Origin of the sequence: Commensalibacter intestini A911, assembly GCF_000231445.1 — a bacterium.
In the GTDB taxonomy this organism is placed as follows: Bacteria; Pseudomonadota; Alphaproteobacteria; order Acetobacterales; family Acetobacteraceae; genus Commensalibacter; species Commensalibacter intestini.
The window spans coordinates 677,442-695,143 of record NZ_AGFR01000003.1 but is presented as its reverse complement, the minus strand read 5'-3'; the positions used below and the strand labels follow the sequence as shown (position 1 = coordinate 695,143).

The 17,702-nt window shown below is 35.9% G+C and carries 14 protein-coding genes; 3 read left to right on the top strand and 11 right to left on the bottom strand.

Annotated elements, in window-relative coordinates:
- Positions 1 to 100: 100 nt before the first annotated feature.
- Complete coding sequence (locus CIN_RS03545) at positions 101 to 526, bottom strand: CoA-binding protein (RefSeq protein WP_008853686.1); 426 nt, start codon at positions 524 to 526, stop codon at positions 101 to 103.
- Positions 527 to 619: 93 nt separating this feature from the next.
- On the opposite strand from CIN_RS03545, the gene htpG reads away from it, so the two are divergent.
- Together htpG and pncA are read left to right on the top strand one after the other, a co-directional pair.
- The gene (gene htpG, locus CIN_RS03540; RefSeq protein WP_008853685.1) at positions 620 to 2,467 is read left to right on the top strand and encodes a molecular chaperone HtpG; all 1,848 of its coding nucleotides are present in this window, start codon (positions 620 to 622) and stop codon (positions 2,465 to 2,467) included.
- A 10-nt stretch (positions 2,468 to 2,477) separates the two neighbouring features.
- Complete coding sequence (pncA, locus tag CIN_RS03535; RefSeq protein ID WP_008853684.1) at positions 2,478 to 3,116, top strand: bifunctional nicotinamidase/pyrazinamidase; 639 nt, start codon at positions 2,478 to 2,480, stop codon at positions 3,114 to 3,116.
- A gap of 32 nt (positions 3,117 to 3,148) precedes the next feature.
- Here the strand turns inward: pncA and CIN_RS03530 are convergent, their stop codons facing one another.
- Positions 3,149 to 4,033: an AEC family transporter gene (locus CIN_RS03530; protein ID WP_040363744.1), complete on the bottom strand. Its 885-nt coding sequence runs from the start codon at positions 4,031 to 4,033 to the stop codon at positions 3,149 to 3,151.
- Between the two features lie 131 nt (positions 4,034 to 4,164).
- The gene (gene panB, locus CIN_RS03525; protein WP_008853682.1) at positions 4,165 to 4,983 is read right to left on the bottom strand and encodes a 3-methyl-2-oxobutanoate hydroxymethyltransferase; all 819 of its coding nucleotides are present in this window, start codon (positions 4,981 to 4,983) and stop codon (positions 4,165 to 4,167) included.
- Between the two features lie 141 nt (positions 4,984 to 5,124).
- Between panB and CIN_RS03520 the strand changes: the two genes are divergently transcribed.
- Entirely contained in the window at positions 5,125 to 5,721 is a 597-nt protein-coding gene (locus CIN_RS03520; RefSeq protein ID WP_008853681.1) for a cysteine hydrolase family protein, read from the top strand.
- 16 nt (positions 5,722 to 5,737) lie between these two features.
- Here the strand turns inward: CIN_RS03520 and CIN_RS03515 are convergent, their stop codons facing one another.
- The 8 genes from CIN_RS03515 to CIN_RS03480 all read right to left on the bottom strand — a co-directional run bounded on the left by CIN_RS03515 (position 5,738) and on the right by CIN_RS03480 (position 17,697).
- Complete coding sequence (locus CIN_RS03515) at positions 5,738 to 7,003, bottom strand: hypothetical protein (RefSeq protein ID WP_040363743.1); 1,266 nt, start codon at positions 7,001 to 7,003, stop codon at positions 5,738 to 5,740.
- Positions 7,004 to 7,101: 98 nt separating this feature from the next.
- Complete coding sequence (locus tag CIN_RS03510) at positions 7,102 to 8,295, bottom strand: hypothetical protein (protein ID WP_139016923.1); 1,194 nt, start codon at positions 8,293 to 8,295, stop codon at positions 7,102 to 7,104.
- Positions 8,296 to 8,326: 31 nt separating this feature from the next.
- Positions 8,327 to 8,773: a hypothetical protein gene (locus CIN_RS03505; protein ID WP_040363742.1), complete on the bottom strand. Its 447-nt coding sequence runs from the start codon at positions 8,771 to 8,773 to the stop codon at positions 8,327 to 8,329.
- 463 nt (positions 8,774 to 9,236) lie between these two features.
- Entirely contained in the window at positions 9,237 to 12,668 is a 3,432-nt protein-coding gene (gene dnaE / locus CIN_RS03500; protein WP_040363741.1) for a DNA polymerase III subunit alpha, read from the bottom strand.
- A 20-nt stretch (positions 12,669 to 12,688) separates the two neighbouring features.
- Positions 12,689 to 13,381, bottom strand: a complete 693-nt coding sequence (locus tag CIN_RS03495) for an ABC transporter ATP-binding protein (RefSeq protein WP_008853675.1) — start codon at positions 13,379 to 13,381, stop codon at positions 12,689 to 12,691.
- Complete coding sequence (locus CIN_RS03490; protein ID WP_008853674.1) at positions 13,374 to 14,636, bottom strand: lipoprotein-releasing ABC transporter permease subunit; 1,263 nt, start codon at positions 14,634 to 14,636, stop codon at positions 13,374 to 13,376. The genes CIN_RS03495 and CIN_RS03490 overlap by 8 nt, the downstream gene beginning before the upstream one ends.
- 5 nt (positions 14,637 to 14,641) lie before the next feature.
- Positions 14,642 to 15,964 (bottom strand): proline--tRNA ligase, encoded by a 1,323-nt coding sequence (gene proS / locus CIN_RS03485; protein ID WP_008853673.1) that lies wholly within the window; start codon positions 15,962 to 15,964, stop codon positions 14,642 to 14,644.
- 86 nt (positions 15,965 to 16,050) lie between these two features.
- Positions 16,051 to 17,697, bottom strand: coding sequence for a ribonuclease J (locus tag CIN_RS03480; RefSeq protein WP_008853672.1), 1,647 nt, complete (start codon positions 17,695 to 17,697; stop codon positions 16,051 to 16,053).
- Positions 17,698 to 17,702: the final 5 nt, after the last annotated feature.

The following is a 17,702-nucleotide window of genomic DNA, read 5'->3' as shown; positions in this document are numbered from 1 at the left end:
GGAGAAGACATAATAATCAAAATTATTTCTTAGTCAAAAAACTTTAAATAAATTTATTTTCTAATAAATAAATATAAACACCTACTCCCGTTTTCGTGCATTATCCATGCAATCCTAACTCAATCACTGGACAACGATCCATCACCACATCAATACCTGCATTAACAGCCTGTTGTGCAGCTTCTTCGTGAATAATCTTTAACTGCATCCAAATTAATTTGGGTAAAGCTTGTAATATTAAAGCCTCTTCAACAATCGCTGGTACAGCCTCTGCATTACGAAAAATATCAATCATATCAATCGTCACATCAATATCAGACAAAGTCGCAAAAACTTTTTGATCTAAAATTGTTTGTCCAGCCAAAACTGGATTAACAGGAATAACTGTAAAACGACAATCTAAGAGATGTTTCATTACCCCATAACTAGGGCGATTAGGCTTATTTGACGCACCTATCAATGCAATCGTTTTCACTTTTGATAACGCATCAAGAATATCAGAGCGATTTGTCAAAATCTTTGCCATGCGTTTACCTCTTTATTTTTAGTGCCTATTTATTGTATTATAATACATGAAATTTTAATAAATTTATTCAAATAATTAAGGATATCGTTTTTTATGAGTACAGAAACATCAACACCTAAAGAAGAACAACATCAATTTAGTGCTGAAGTTGAACGCCTAATGGATTTAGTGGTTCACGCCCTTTATTCAGAAAGAGAAATTTTCTTACGTGAGCTTATTGCGAACTCTGCTGATGCAATGGACAGAAGACGCTTTGAAGCATTAACCAATGAAGCTTGTGCACTTCCTGCAACGCCACAAATCCGCTTAAGCGTTGATAAAGAAGCTCATCTTTTAACCATCAGCGATGATGGCGTTGGGATGAACAAAGAAGAAATGATCCAGAACTTAGGAACGATTGCTCGTTCTGGAACACGTGCTTTTGAAAAAGAATTAAAAGACTCAAAACCAGAAGATCGTCCTAATTTAATTGGTCAATTTGGCGTTGGTTTTTATTCTGCATTTATGGTGGCAGACAAGGTTGAAGTTATTTCTCGCCGTGCAGGTTCTGACGAAGCATGGAGCTGGACTTCTGAAGGAAAAGGTCAATATACCTTAGCCCAAAAAACACGTGAAACCGCTGGCACAGATATTATCCTTCACATCAAAAGCGATGCTGATGAATATTTAGAAAGCATGCGTCTAGAAAATATCATTCGCAAATGGGCAGACCATATTGCATGGCCCATTATGATTAAACAAGGCGAAGAAGAAAGAAGTGCTAATGAAGGCACTGCTTTATGGCGTAAACCTCGCAGTGAAATCACTGATGAACAATTAGAGGATTTTTATCGTCACATTACCCACTTATTCGATAAACCATTAGCGACATTATTATGGCATGCCGAAGGGGTTTTTGAATTTACTTCTTTGCTCTTTATCCCAGGCATGATCTCTCCTTTTGCACCAGTGGATCAAGAAAGAAAAAGTAAAGTGCGTTTACATGTTCGTCGTATGTTTATTACTGACGAAGCTGAAATGCTTCCTGCTTGGTTACGCTTTATCCAAGGGATCGTAGATACAGAAGATTTGCCATTGAACGTTTCTCGTGAAATGTTGCAAAATACCCCTGTATTAGCACGTATTCGCAAAGCATTAACCAATCGTGTAATGTCAGAACTTAATAAGTTATCTGAAGATACAGAAAAATATGAAAAATTCTGGGATCTTTTTGGAGCAATCTTCAAAGAAGGTCTTTGGGAAAATGGCGAACATGCGGAAAGCATTTTAAAACTTTCAAGATTTTACTCTTCTACACAAGAAGGTTTTACTACCCTCCCTGACTATGTTTCTCGGATGAAAGAAGATCAAGAAGCAATTTATTATCTTGCAGGTGATTCAAAAGATATTCTTGCTTCTTCTCCTCAATTGGAAGGATTTAAAGCTCAAGGTATTGAAGTATTACTCTTTACCGATGCTGTTGATGCATTCTGGCCTGATCGTGTTGGTAAATATGCAGATAAACCTTTACGCAGTATTACCCAAGCCAAAGAAGATCTTGAAAAATTAATGGGCGATGTCGAGCACGTTAATAGTGAAGAAGAAGAAGGTTTATTAAAATCTTTGCAAGAAATTTTAAAAGACAAAGTTAGCGAAGTTCGCACGACACAACGTCTTGTTGATAGCCCTGTTATTCTTGCTGCTTCTGCTGGTGGGCCAGATTTACAAATGCAACGCTTAATGCGTCGTAATGATAAAACCATGCCAACAGCAACCCCTGTATTAGAGTTAAATCCAAATCATCCTTGGATTAAATCTTTGGTATTAAAAGCAAAAGATGGCAAAGATATTAATGAAGAAGCCGCTATTCTTCTTGATCTTGCTCGTGTTCAAGACGGTGAAATGCCAATTGATCCAACATTATTCGCTCGTCGTATTGCAACCGCGTTAACCGGTAAATAAGGAAGATCAAATGATTTTGCGCATTAATCCACGAACCGATATTTTGGCTGTAATTGATGTGCAAAATGACTTTTTACCTGGTGGGGCATTAGGCGTTAAAGGTGGGGATCAAATTATCCCTGTGATTAATCACCTTTTATCCCACCGCTTTGCACGTTCCTTTGCTACTCAGGATTGGCACCCTGAAAATCATATCTCTTTTGCTGAGAATCATTCAAATGCAAAACCTTATGATGAAATTACTGTACCTTATGGTCCACAAATTTTATGGCCAACACATGCTGTAAAAAATACATGGGGTGCAGAGTTATCTTCTAAGTTACAACAGCAGTATTTCTCACAAGTGTTTCGTAAGGGTAGCAACGAAAACATCGACAGCTACTCTGCTTTTTTCGAAAACGATAAAAAAACCTCTACAGGATTAATTGACTGGTTAAAAAAGCTAGAAATTCAACGAATTTTCTTTACAGGACTAGCAGAGGATATTTGTGTTGTCTCTTCTGCTAAAGATGCTTTTGACAATAATTTTAAAACTTATATCATTCAAGATGCAACCAAGCCTGTTAATGAAGATGATGCTAAAAAGCGTAAAGAAGAATTACTAGAACTAGGCGTCAAATATATAAATAGTTATGATTTAGCCTTATAACTCACAATTATTTAGTAATTATCTGATAATCTTCAAACATACAAAACAGCCATCGCATAAACTAAAACCAATACGATACTAATCAGCGTCCCTGTGGCGATAATGGGTGCAGAATGTCCTCTTTCTAAATGATAAGTTTCTAATACAATAATATTGGCAGCAGGTGGTAACAAACCAATTAAATATAAAACTTTGATATTACTCGTAATCAAATGCACCTTTAAGAAGAAACCTAGAGCAATCAGAAAACTCATTAACAAAGAAAATACAATAATACGATTAAGTGTTAATAAAATCCCTTGTTTAAATTTATATTCTGATAATTTAGTTTTGCCAATCCATATTCCTAAAATTAACATTCCAAAAAAGCTCGTTCCTAATTTTGCATAATGATAGGGTGTTTCAAAAAGATATTGAATACTCCCTACAAAAGGAGAGCAAGCTAAGCCAATAACAAATGCAATAAATGGAAAAGAAACGATAATTTTACGAATTTTTATCCAAATTCCTTTTTCATGATGCAATACACCAGCACCCACAGCATTCCCTAAAATAGACGTGGCTACATAAGCAGGAATGATCGCCATTGCTCCATGATCGCCATATAAAGCCATCGTAATGGGTAATCCAAACCAACCAATATTAATAAACGAATAACAAAGTGCTACGACGGAATCTTTATATATTTTCAAGCCAATATATAACATGACAAACATGATCAAAGCCGTAGCAATCATAATCATGAAAACACCGGGTTCATGATAAGCGATATTATAAATAATAACTGCTGGAATAAATAATCGCATTAATAAGGCTGAAACATAGCCCTTAATATTATGTTTATCATCCAGTCCAGATTTAGAAATGAATATTCCTAAAACTAAATATATAAATGGATATACTATTGAAATATTCATCAAAATACCTTGTTAAACTATGAATATAACAATGGTATCGATTAAATCTTTACTCACACAACACAAAAATTGTAATAATCCATTCAAAATCTCTCGATTAAATACATTATTACAACGTATATTAACCGTTATTATTTTTTATTATGAAAACAATATTCCATACTTGGAAACGCTCTTTTACGCACTTCATCTGCATATTGTTGCACTGCTTCTTGCATTGTCTGCCCTACTTGAGCATAACGTTTGACGAATTTAGGTTTAAACCCTTGAAATACCCCAAAAATATCATCACAAACCAATACTTGACCATCACAAGCTGGTGACGCACCAATTCCAATAGTAGGAATAGAAAGCTGTTGTGTAATCGCTTCTGCGACAGGTTCAACAACCCCTTCTAGTACCACAGCAAACGCGCCTGCATTGGCAATAGCGTGACTATCACGAATGACTTTTTGCACGCCAGCATCATTCTTACCTGCGACTTTAAAACCACCCATCATTTGCACAGCCTGAGGCATCAATCCAACATGACCACAAACTGGAATATTTCTTTTGGTCAAGAACTCCACAGTTTCAGCCATTTCCTCACCACCCTCTAGCTTTACCGCTGCGGCCCCTGTTTCTTGTAAAACACGAGAAGCCGTGCGAAAGGCTTGCTCAGGACTTTCTTGATAAGAACCAAAAGGTAAATCAACCATAACACATGCTCTTTTCGTGCCACGCATTACCGCTTGTCCATGTGCAATCATCATTTCTGTTGTTACAGACAAGGTTGTATCCAACCCATAAATCACCATCCCTAATGAATCACCAACCAAAATAAGATCAACATGATCATCCATTAATTGAGCCACAGGGGTCGTATAAGCCGTTAAAGAAACAATTGGCTCTTTACCTTTTTTTGCCACAATATTGGGAACAGTCAGGCGTTTTACTGGTGTATTACTCATTTTAATATTAACTTTTCTTCTATCAATCTTGTGAAATAAAGGTTTGAACTTAAATTAAAGTCACTTACTATGACTCATATATTACACATTGTAAAAATAGAATGTAAATCACTCTTTTATAAATTCAAAAGGCATTTCAAAATGACCGCTTCTCAAACTGCGTTGATTTTAATTGAATACCAACATGATTTCACCTCTGAAAATGGTGCTTTACACGAAGGTGTTAAGGAATGTATGCAACAAACCAATATGTTGGCCAACAGTAAAGCTGCATTACAAGCCGCCCGTGAAAAAGGGGTTACAATTATTTACTCTCCCATCAGTTTTTCAGAAGATTATCGAGAAATCAGAAAGTCGACTTATGGCGTATTACAAAACGTTGTTGTAACCAAAGCATTTCGTCAAGGTAACTGGGGATCTGAAATTGTTAAGGATGTTAAGCCTCTCCCTAATGAAATTATCCTTGAAGGTAAACGAGGTTTAGACGCTTTTTATAGCACTAATCTTGACTTTATTTTGCGCCAACTTGACATTCGCTCTGTTGCAATTTGTGGTTTCTTAACAAATTGTTGTGTTGAATCAACGGTTCGCACTGCTTATGAAAAAGGCTATGACGTCACAACACTCAACGACTGTTGTGCTACTCTCAGTATGGAAGAACATAATATGGCTTTAGAAAAAGATTTAACTCTTTTCTCTCATGTGATTAACCACAAAGAATGGTTAAAACAATTATAAAAGATCACTAATTATTTTACTGTAGTTTTTGTATATTCATCACATTGCTTTTGCATAAAAATAAATCATCAATCACGAATATACAAATAACTACACAACAAACTTCAAAAATAAAGTCTACTCTCAAACCTGAGGCATATACTGTTGGTGAAAACCCCATAATCAGTGTATCCATAATTCCAATAAAAAAGAGAGACATCACTATCCACAAGCAATGTTTGTTCTTAATAGAAGATAACATTAAAATACAAACTGATATTCCTAATAACATCACAAACAAATAAGATAAATATGTTGATAAAGAGCTCCATTTATCAGCATCTAGAACATGTCTATTGAAAAAAAATCTACCTAATAAATCAATCTTACCACGACAACTATACAGAATAGAAAATACAATAAATATCATTCCTATAAATGTGCTAAGATGCCCAGCAATAGACCGAGTTCCTTGCATAAAATATAAATATATCATTAAAATAAGTAGGAAAATAAAAGTCACATTCCAATGTAATATTAATAACTGATGGAATTTATCAAAACCAAAACTAAATTTTTGTATCATAGAATAATATGTATAATCTGGAAACCAACTCCAAGTCTCTGCACGATATCTGCTATAATTACCAGGTGCTGTAACAGAAACAATAAAATTAATAATACTAGAAACAAGAAGAGGAATATTAATTTTAGTCCAAAGATCTTTTTGTAAAAACAACCATACAGCACAAATAAATATAAAAAATATAGCGATTTGCTCCATATATGAAAAATAAAAAGTAAAGATAAAAGATAATACTATCTCTATTTTTCTTTGTCTCTTCGCCACAAATACAGACATTGTATAAAAACATAAAGACAAAGGTAATATATAAAAATAAACCCCTGTTAGCCATAATACCGTATTGATTCCAACAGCATATGGCATCGCTAACATTAATAATAAAGACAAAAAAACATAAAATAATATTATTTTATTACAAACTATTCTACTTATGGAAATAGCTATTAGTAACAAACAGAATGGTGCTATAAATTTCCAAACAAAACTATATTGAATAGTCAATATAGTGATCGCTTCTATAGGTATCCTTCCCGTCCAGTTTTCATATCTATATTCAAGAAAATTTATAACCGTTGATTGCTGAGTAGCCGTGAAAAAAAAGTGATCGTCAGCATTGGCTAAATTTAGTTTCAAATATAATGATATAAGCAACAAAATAATAGCAATAGAGCATAACATTGCAATTTTAACATACTGATTTGTAAAAATGTTAGGCAAGATACAACTTTTATCCTTATGCTAAATCTAAATATCCGTAATCTTTCTTTATTTTACTAAAATCAAACACAAATATACAGAGAAGATAATAAAACTTCCTATTGATTTTGCTGGTTTATTTGAAATAAATAATGCATTAACAATAGAAAATTAATGATACAACAAACTTCAAATACATAATCTACTCTGAAATTAGATACATAGATCGTTGGTGAAAAACCAATTAAAAGCGTATCAAAAATACCTAATAAAAAAAGACTTAAAACCATTAATAATACTAAGTTATTTTTTAATGTTGAAATCATTAAAATAATTAAAGAAATAACAACCATCATCACAAAAAAATATGAGACATACATTGAAGCTGAAACCCATTTTTCAGCATTTAATAAATTTGTATTTAAAAAATTATTACCAAATTGTGGAAAACTACGCCCATTCCATTGTAACAAAGAAAAACTGACATATCCGATTACAGTTCCTATACTTATATGGCTAGCCAAAGATTTAACCCCATACAAAGCATATAAAACGACTAAAATACAGATAAATGCCACTAAAGGAATATTCCAATAAAATACAAAAATTTGGTGAAGTTTATCAAAACCAAAACATAATTTTTGTATAAAAGAATAATAACTATAATCAGGAAAACATCTCCATATCTCTTGAGAAAAACGAATATAATTTCCCGGTGCCGTTATTAAAATCAAAAAATTAATACAAGTTAAAATATAAACACAAAAATTTTTATAACTTCGTGCTCTTTTATAAATACAAAAAATAATGAAAGCTATGAATAAAAAATATATTCCGACTTGTTCAGTATAAGCAAAAATACAAGTTGTTAAACAAACCAAAAAAAATTCAATTTTATGCTGTTGATCCGCCAATAAAAAAGAAAGGGCATACGTGGCTAATGATACAGGCAATAAATAAATATAGAACCCTGTAACCCACCATGCAGCATTTGTATTAATCATAGATGGGATAATAAACAATAATAGTAATGCCATAAATGTATAAAGTAATGTTACTTTTTTGCAGACTAACCGACTAATAGAAGTAGATAATAATAATAATAGACAGGCAGGGACTGCTATTTTCCAAAAAAAGGAATAGTTAATCGTATAAAGCATAATCGCTTCTAAAGGAATACGCCCTGTCCATACTTGATATCGTGATATTAATTGATCAATAATATTCACATTTTGTGTAATTGTTGAGAAATAATGATCATCAGTTACCAAATCAAGATGTACACTTAAAGAAAGCAAAAATAACAAAAGCATTATTGTAAAAAACATAAAGAATTTACAATATTTATTTACAGACATATTGTGCAACATAGGATTTATTATTTTCATCTTGAGTAACAATAAATATTTTATTGGTGAATGTTTCTTTATAAATTAATTTTTTAGAAGCTTGGAAACCTGCATACCAATATTTATTCCCTCCACCAAATACTTTACTAATATCCTCCCTCAAAACACTATTACTGGCCAGAGGTAATAAATCTCCATTTTGGATTTCAGCATATACTCTTGTAATACTATGATCTTGGGTAGGAATAAAAGCCCATCCTGAAAGATAGACCTTATGTTTATTGATCTCGCAGACATCAACATGAAAATGATCTAACAGTGCACCTGACAACTGATTTTCAACCGTAGAGACAGAATTCCATGTAAAGAAAAAAACAAGAATACAGCTACATGCCATTAATGTTAGAAATATATAGATTATATTGATTGTTTTTTTACTCATTTATGTCTCTATTGTATAGCTTAACTATAAGCCACATTAAAAATGACCATCTCTGCATCGGTATGAAAGGAAATTAAAGTAATTTTTTCTACTGTCAAAATCTTTTTTACTTCTTCTAGACTAACGTGATCTATTTCTTTGATATTATAAAAAAGAGACAAAGAAAAAAACGAATTTATTTATTTCTTTTTATTGACTAGACACTATTAAAATTTCATCTGTAATTAATACAAATAAATTATATACTAATGATATTCCATCTATCACAAGCTAGCAAAAAACTTTATGATATCTTGAGATAGTAAATCTAAAGTTGAAGAAATCAAAAAGTCAATTATTAAAAAATACCAAAATTCTGATTGACTATTTCTTCCTTTAAAATTTTTTCATATAGAATATTAATTATTCGTTAATACAAAGACATTAATATATCTGTATCTTTCTACAATAGAAATAACTTCAATTAATATTGCTCTACCTTCTCAACTCCTTGAATGACTTTGATATGTTGAGCTAAAATAGGGGAAACATTATATAATTCAGGTAATATCACCTCAACCTCTTGTTGGTTCGTGCATTGAGGAACTAAAATAACTTTTCCTCTACCTTTTTGCGTGTTTTCTAAGATTGTTGAAACTTGTTGAACGGCATCTAAATCTTTAACCCAGATTTTAATTTCTTTTACCAACCCAGTAATTGCATCTTCAAGATCTTCAACATGTTGAGCCGTAATACGCAAATTCTCTTCATCCATACGCAAATCAACCGTGACGATTACCATTCGTCCCGTCGTTAACAAATCCCTAGAACGACTTAACGTTTCAGAGAAAAACGTTACTTCGCACGCACCACTTTTATCAGACAGCCCTACCCAAGCCATCTTTGTTCCTTTTTTCGTCGGACGTTCTTTCGTATTTAAAATACAACCTGCTAGTCGAATACGTGTATTCCCAGAACGTGCCAACTGTTCTAAATTCGTCATCGGTTGAATTGCCATTTTTTGCAACAGCACTCTAAAAGAGTCTAATGGATGCGCCGTCATATGATAGCCAATCGCTTCAGCTTCCATTGTTAGACGCTCTATTTCTGGCCATTCAAATACAGTCGGTAATTTTAAAGGCTCAACTGTTTTTACATCTCCCATTTGAAATAAACCAATCTGACCACTGGCTTTTTCGTCCTTGCGCGCATGGGCACGACGTAAAATGACTTCAGCAGCAGCAAATACTTTATGACGATTAGGTTCCATTGAATCAAAAGCACCAGCCTTAGCAAGGTTTTCCAACTGACCTTTGTTTAAATTTTGGCAGTCAATCCGCTCTGCAAAATCAACTAAATCTTTAAAGGATTGATCTCCCCTTGCCTCTTTAATGGCCTGCATCGCAGCAAAACCTGCTCGTTTAATTGCAGCCAACGCATATCGAATAGCATATGTTCCATCGGGTTGTTTTTCGATTTCAAAATCCGCTCCTGATTTATTAATATCAGGAGGCAAAACAGGAATTTGTATCCGTTTTGCTTCTTGCCGTAAAATAGCTAATTTATCCGTTTTTTCGATTGCCAAAGACATACAGGCTGCAAAAAAAGCGACTGGATGATTTGCCTTCATCCATGCTGTTTGATAAGAAACCAATGCATAAGCCGCAGCATGGGATTTATTAAACCCATAATCGGCAAAACGTGCCATCAGATCAAAAACTTCAATCGCTTTCTTTTCATCAACTCCGTTTGCAATCGCCCCTTTGGTAAAAATTTCACGCTGTTGATCCATTTCTGCACGAATTTTTTTACCCATTGCACGACGGAGTAAATCCGCTGCGCCAAGGCTATATTTCGCCATTTTTTGAGCAATCTGCATCACTTGCTCTTGATAAACCATAATCCCATAAGTTTCTTCAAGAATATCTCGAATAGATTCATGCGGAGGCTCCCATGCTTCACCATGCTTCCTACGACAATAATCAGGAATATTCGCCATCGGCCCTGGACGGTATAACGCCACCGCAGCAATAAGATCTTCAATTCTAGAAGGTTGCATTTGACGCAATACGTCTCGCATGCCAGCGCCTTCGAACTGGAACACCCCACCAGACTCTCCACGACTCAACATTTCATAAGTCTGTTTGTCATCCAAAGGAATAGACGCAAGATCAATATGTTGCCCTAACTTCTCCAACATATTTACTGCACGTTGTAAAATTGTTAAGGTTGTTAATCCCAAAAAGTCAAACTTAACCAAACCAACTTGCTCAACGAACTTCATGTTATATTGAGTAACTAACATATCACTACGCGGGTCTCGATAGAGTGGCACTAACTCTACCAAAGGACGATCCCCAATCACTACCCCAGCAGCATGCGTTCCTGCATGCCGATATAATCCCTCTAGTTGTAAAGCAACATCCATTAACCGCTTGATATTCTCATCACTATCACGCATTTCTTGTAAGCGTGGTTCAGAGTCAATCGCTTGCCCCAACGTCATTGGTTTTGCAGGATTATTTGGAATAAGCTCTGCAACTTTATTCACCATCCCAAACGGCAAGCCAAGCACACGTCCTACATCTCTTACCGCAGCTCTGGCTTGTAATTTACCAAAAGTGATAATTTGTGCGACTTGATTTAACCCATACGCATGACGAACATATTCAATGACTTCATCCCGACGATCCTGACAAAAATCAATATCAAAGTCAGGCATAGAAACACGTTCTGGATTTAAGAAACGCTCAAAGAGCAACTGAAATCTTAACGGATCGAGATCTGTAATCGTTAAGGCCCAAGCTACCAATGATCCTGCACCAGATCCACGACCTGGCCCTACAGGGATATCATTTTCTTTGGCCCATTGAATAAAATCAGCAACGATCAAGAAATACCCTGGAAATCCCATTTTTTGAATAACAGAGATTTCATATGCTAAACGCTCTTGATATTCCTTTTTACCCTCATCCGTTAAATCAGGAATAGCTTTAAAGCGTTCTTCCAACCCTGCCTCAGCCATCTGTTGCAAAGTTTCATCCGCTGTCATTCCATCTTGAATCTTACGACTTTGAGGAAGCATCGGTTTGCGTGTTTCAATTTTAACCGCACAACGTTTGGCAATTTCCAATGTATTTGAACACGCTTCTGGTAAATCAGCAAAAAGTTCACACATGACCTCTGGCGGTTTAAACCAATGTTCAGTGGTTACTTTCCAGCGATCTTGCATATCCACTGTACAGCCTTGAGCAATACAGATTAATGCATCATGTGCTTCATAGAGTTCTGGTGCAGGAAAAAAGCATTCATTCGTTGCAACCAACGGCAATCCAAAACGATCTGCTAGCCCAATAACTCCTGGTTCAATTGATTTCTCTTCTGGTAATCCATGACGATTAAGCTCTATCATCAAACGATCAGGAAAGGATTTTGCTAATTGTTCTAATAAATCCGTTGCATGCTTTTCTTGCCCTTCAGAGAGCAATTTAAAGATAGGTCCTCTGGTTCCACCACTCAGTAAAATCAGGCCTTCTGAATAGTCACAAATAGTTTCAACTGCCACCGCAGGATCAGAAGGATCCCCTTTTAAAAACCCTTCAGAAGACAAATATTGTAGATTAAGTAATCCTGTTTCATTTTGTGCAAGTAATACAATAGGCCAACTACGAGCATATTCCGTGTTTTCCCCAATTGCTGGTATTCCAATCTGAGAGCCAATAATCGGTTGTATTCCAGCTTCTACACAAGCTTTAGAGAACTCCAAAGCACCAAATAAATTTCCTGTATCCGTAATCGCAATGGCTGGCATATTCATCTTTTTTGCCCATTCTACCATTTTTGGAACTCGGATAGCTCCTTGGCTAAGCGAGTATGCGGAATGATTGCGAAGATGAATAAACGGAGCCAATGCCATAGGATTACTTTATCAATTAATTATAAATTAAACGGAACGATTTTACCTTCTTGCAAAGTCATCACTCGATCCATTTTAGAAGCTAGTTCATTATTATGGGTAACTATTAATGCAGCCAAACGTTCTTGGCGAACCACATTTAATAACAAATCGAACACATGATCCGCTGTTTTAGTATCCAAGTTCCCCGTAGGTTCATCAGCCAATAAAATGTGTGGAGAATTTGCTAAAGCTCTGGCAATAGCAACACGTTGTTTCTCACCACCGGATAACTTACCAGGTTGATGATTGATACGATGTCCCAAATCAAATTTCTTTAACCATTCTGTTGCTTTTTGTTTAGCTTCAGATTTTGATTTTTTATCAATCATTTGTGGCATCATGACATTTTCCAAAGCAGAAAACTCAGGCAATAAATGATGAAATTGATAAACAAACCCAATTGATCTTAAACGAAGTAACGTTCTTTCTTTTTCACTCAGTTTAGCCGTATTTTTATCATTAATAAAAATCTCGCCTTGAGCAGGTTTTTCAAGTAATCCAGATACATGCAATAAGGTTGATTTCCCTGTTCCAGAAGGTGCAACCAATGCAACGATTTCCCCTTGAACCAAAGAGAAATCAGCACCTCGTAAAACATTTAATTGCTCATCACCACTTTTATAAGAAACATGAACATCTTTTAATTGTAAAACAGCATCTTGATTATTCATTACGCAATCCTTCTACTGGATCAGTACGAGCCGCTTTCCATGACGGATATAATGTCGCCAATAAAGACAAAGTCAATGCCATAATAACAATTTGAATAACATCTGCCCAATCTAATTTAGCAGGTAAATGCTCTAAATAATAAACTTCAGGATTAAATAAATTGGTTCCCGTAAGTTTTTGTAATCCTTGGCGGATATGTTCTATATTTTTACAAAATAAGACGCCAATTACCGTTCCAGCAATAGTTCCTGTAACCCCAACAGACGCACCACACATCAAGAATATGCGCATAATCGCCCCTCTTGAAGCACCCATCGTTCGTAAAATCGCAATATCTCGCGTTTTATCTTTGACCATCATAATCAAAGAGGAAATCACATTAAAAGCAGCAACTAAAATAATGAGCGTCAGAATTAAGAACATCACATTTTGCTCAACCTGAACTGCCCCAAAGAACGCATTATTACTTTGAGTCCAGTCCATAAAACGCAAATCTTCATTGCTAAATTGCGCCATTAATTTATGAGTTGTTTCTTTGACATTCGCAGGATCATTCGTAGAAATCTGAATACCCGTTACACCGTCTTTCATTTGAAAGAACTTCTGTGCTGCTGTAATGGGTAGGAACACGTAACTGGAATTATATTCATGCATTCCAGAATCAAAAATTCCAACCACAGTATAAGACTTAATCCGAGGAATCGTTCCCATGACCGTTGCTGCCCCTTGTGGAGAAATCAACGTGATTTTAGAACCCAATCCAAGCCCAGCACGATCAGCCAAGGTTTGACCAATAATAATTGCATCATCACCTTTAAAACGTGCAAAAGAAGATGCATCAAGGCTTTTGCTAACAACACTCAGCTTTTTAAGTCCATCGGCACTCATCCCACGAACCATGCCACCAGAATTATAATTTCCAGCACTTAATAAGACTTGGCCCTCTGTAAAAGGAATGGCTGATTTTATACCAGGAACCTTTTCCATACGGATAGATAGCTGATCATAATCTGTAATCGGTTTTGGACCATTGTAACTCATCTGTCCATAAACACTCAGATCCCCATTCAAGCCCAAAATACGCCCAAGCAAATCATCCTTGAACCCATTCATAACAGCCATAACAACGATCAATGTTCCAACGCCAAGAGCAATCCCAATTAGCGAGAAAATAGCAATCACAGAAACAAAACGCTCTCCTTTACGAGCTCGTAAATAGCGTTTTGCAACCATTCTTTCAAAAGAGCCAAACATATATATTAATCCTGATGAGAGGATAGATAATCTAAAACTTGATCCACAGGCACTTCAGCACGTTGTCCTGTTTTTCTACGTTTTACTTCAACAACATTTTGTGCGACACCGCGTGGACCAACAATAATTTGCCATGGATGCCCCATCAGATCAGCATCAGCAAATTTTGCACCTGCGCGTTCATCGCGATCATCATAAAGGAAATTTTCAGGATCTGTTTGATATAACGCTTCACAAACATCTTTACATGCTTGATCTTTCATACCTAGATTAATAATCACCGCCTTAAATGGAGCAACCGCATCAGGCCAGATAATCCCATTTTCATCGTGAGAAGATTCAATAATCGCCCCCACTAAACGAGACACCCCAATACCATAAGACCCCATATGAGGATAAATTTTCTTACTATCCGAACCTGTTACAGAAACATCCATAGATTCTGTATATTTCGTACCGAAATAGAAAATTTGTCCAACTTCAATCCCACGACCTTCAAGTTTTCTTTCTTGCGGAACTTTTTCCCATTCTGCTTCGTCATGCTTTTCATCAGTCGCTGCATAGAAGCTGGTCATCCGTTTAAAGAATGCTGCCAGAGAATCTTTATCATTAATATCAACAGGCATTTCTAGCCAATTTTGTTCAGCAAAAGCAGAATCAAAGAAAATACCACTTTCCCCTGTCGGGGCTAAAATAATAAACTCATGACTCAAATCCCCACCAATTGGCCCTGTGTCAGCCAACATTGGAATAGCTTTCACCCCAATACGTTGGAATGTTCTTAAATAAGCCAACATCATTTTATGATAAGTAACAACAGCACTATCATAATCAAGATCAAAGCTATATCCGTCTTTCATATAAAATTCACGACCACGCATCACACCAAAACGAGGACGGATTTCATCTCTAAATTTCCATTGAATTTGATATAAAAGTGCAGGAAGCCCTTTATAAGACGTTACGAATTGATCAAAAATATCAGTGATCATTTCTTCATTAGTTGGTCCATATAATAAATCACGTTTATGGCGATCAACGATACGCAACATTTCTGGACCATATGCATCATAACGACCAGAACGCTTCCAAAGATCCGCAGATTGTAATGTCGGCATTAACACTTCTTGTGCGTTAATCGCATCTTGTTCTTCACGAACAATATCCGCAATTTTATTTAATACACGTAAACCAGCTGGCAACCAGGCATAAATACCTGATGACATCTGACGAACCATCCCTGTTCTTAGCATAAAACGATGAGAAGCAATTTGTGCTTCTGCAGGAACTTCTTTTAATGTTGGAAGGAAACTTGAAGATAAACGCATAGACTAATCAATCCTAAAAATAGGGTTATGAAGTGTGAACTAAAAAATAAAAAATCCCATCATGATAATGAGATTCTTTATCAAAATTAAAGACGCAATAAATGAATATCAACCATCGGTTTCTTTTTTAACCTACGCCCAAGAATACGACGTAACACGACTTTGGCGTTATCCACCAATTCATCATCATTTAAACGTACTCTATGAGGTAAACGCTCAACCAACTCTCCGAACTCATCAATCACATCGTCAAATTCTTCGTCATGCTGGTCAAACAAACCGGGTGCACTAATGTTTGGATCACTTAACAGATCTCCATTCATATTCACTGCAAAACTGGCTACAACAACACCATTATATAACATCCGACGACGGGCAGATAAAACATCACCATCAACAGATAACAAACGGCTACCATCAATCACTAACCGTCCAGTAGGCGCACTGCCAACAATTTTCGGTTTTCCTGGACCTAAACGTAAAATATCACCATCTTCAAGCAAAATAGGCTCTGCATTATGCTCTTTGGCAACATTTGCTTGTGCATTTAAATGAACCCACTCTCCATGCACTGGAACCCCATAAGCAGGCTGAACAATTTTATAAAGTTCACAGACTTCCTCATAACAAGCATGCCCAGAAACATGAACAAAATGATCGCGTGATGTAATAACCCTTGCGCCACGACGTGCTAAATTATCTTGCACCCGCATAATTGCCAACTCATTCCCTGGAATAGTACGGCTACTATAAATAACCGTGTCCCCAGTTCCAAAAGAAATATGTTGGTGCACATCAAAAGAAATACGCGTTAATGCAGAACGCTCTTCACCTTGACTACCTGTCACAATAAAAACGACATGATCTAAATCAACGTCATTCATATTCTGTTCGGTAAAAAATGGAGGAATACCTTCCAAATACCCATTTTCTCTAGCTGAAACTTCAAGATTTTTTAACGAACGGCCAATAATCAAAACTGGACGATTGGCTTGCTTTGCTGCATAAGCAATACTCTCAACGCGAGAGACATTGCTGGCAAAACAAGTCACCGCAACACGCCCTTTAATACTGCCAATAAGTTCGGTTAAACTACGACGCACTTCTGCTTCTGATTCTGGTGCACGCTTAACAATCACATTCGTACTATCACAGACCATTGCCAAGACACCTTCACGTCCTAGCTCTGCAAATTTATCAAGGTCTGTAATATCACCAATGACAGGTTCTGGATCAAGCTTCCAATCCCCAGTATGCAATACATTTCCATAAGGCGTACGAATAAATACACTTTGAGCCTCTGGAATAGAATGCGTCACAGGAATAAATTCCAGATCAAATTCACCAATTTTTAAATGATCACCCATTTTAATCAGGTGGATTTTTACGTCCTCTAATAAACCGGCTTCTCGGAGTTTACGTCGTAAAATCGAAGCTGCAAATGGCGTTGCATACACAGGACATTCTAAATCCGGCCAAAGATAAGCAACAGCACCAATATGATCTTCATGAGCATGCGTAATCACTAGTGCTAATAAATTCTCATTTTGACGCGCAATAAATTCAGGATCAGGAACCAAGATATCAGCTTCTGGCATATCATTGCCACTGAACCCAATTCCACAATCAATTGCTAACCACTTTCCATTTAATCGATAGAGATTAAAATTCATGCCGATCTCACCCGTTCCCCCTAATGGGAGAAAGGCGAAATCGTTTACATCTTCATTCATATTTA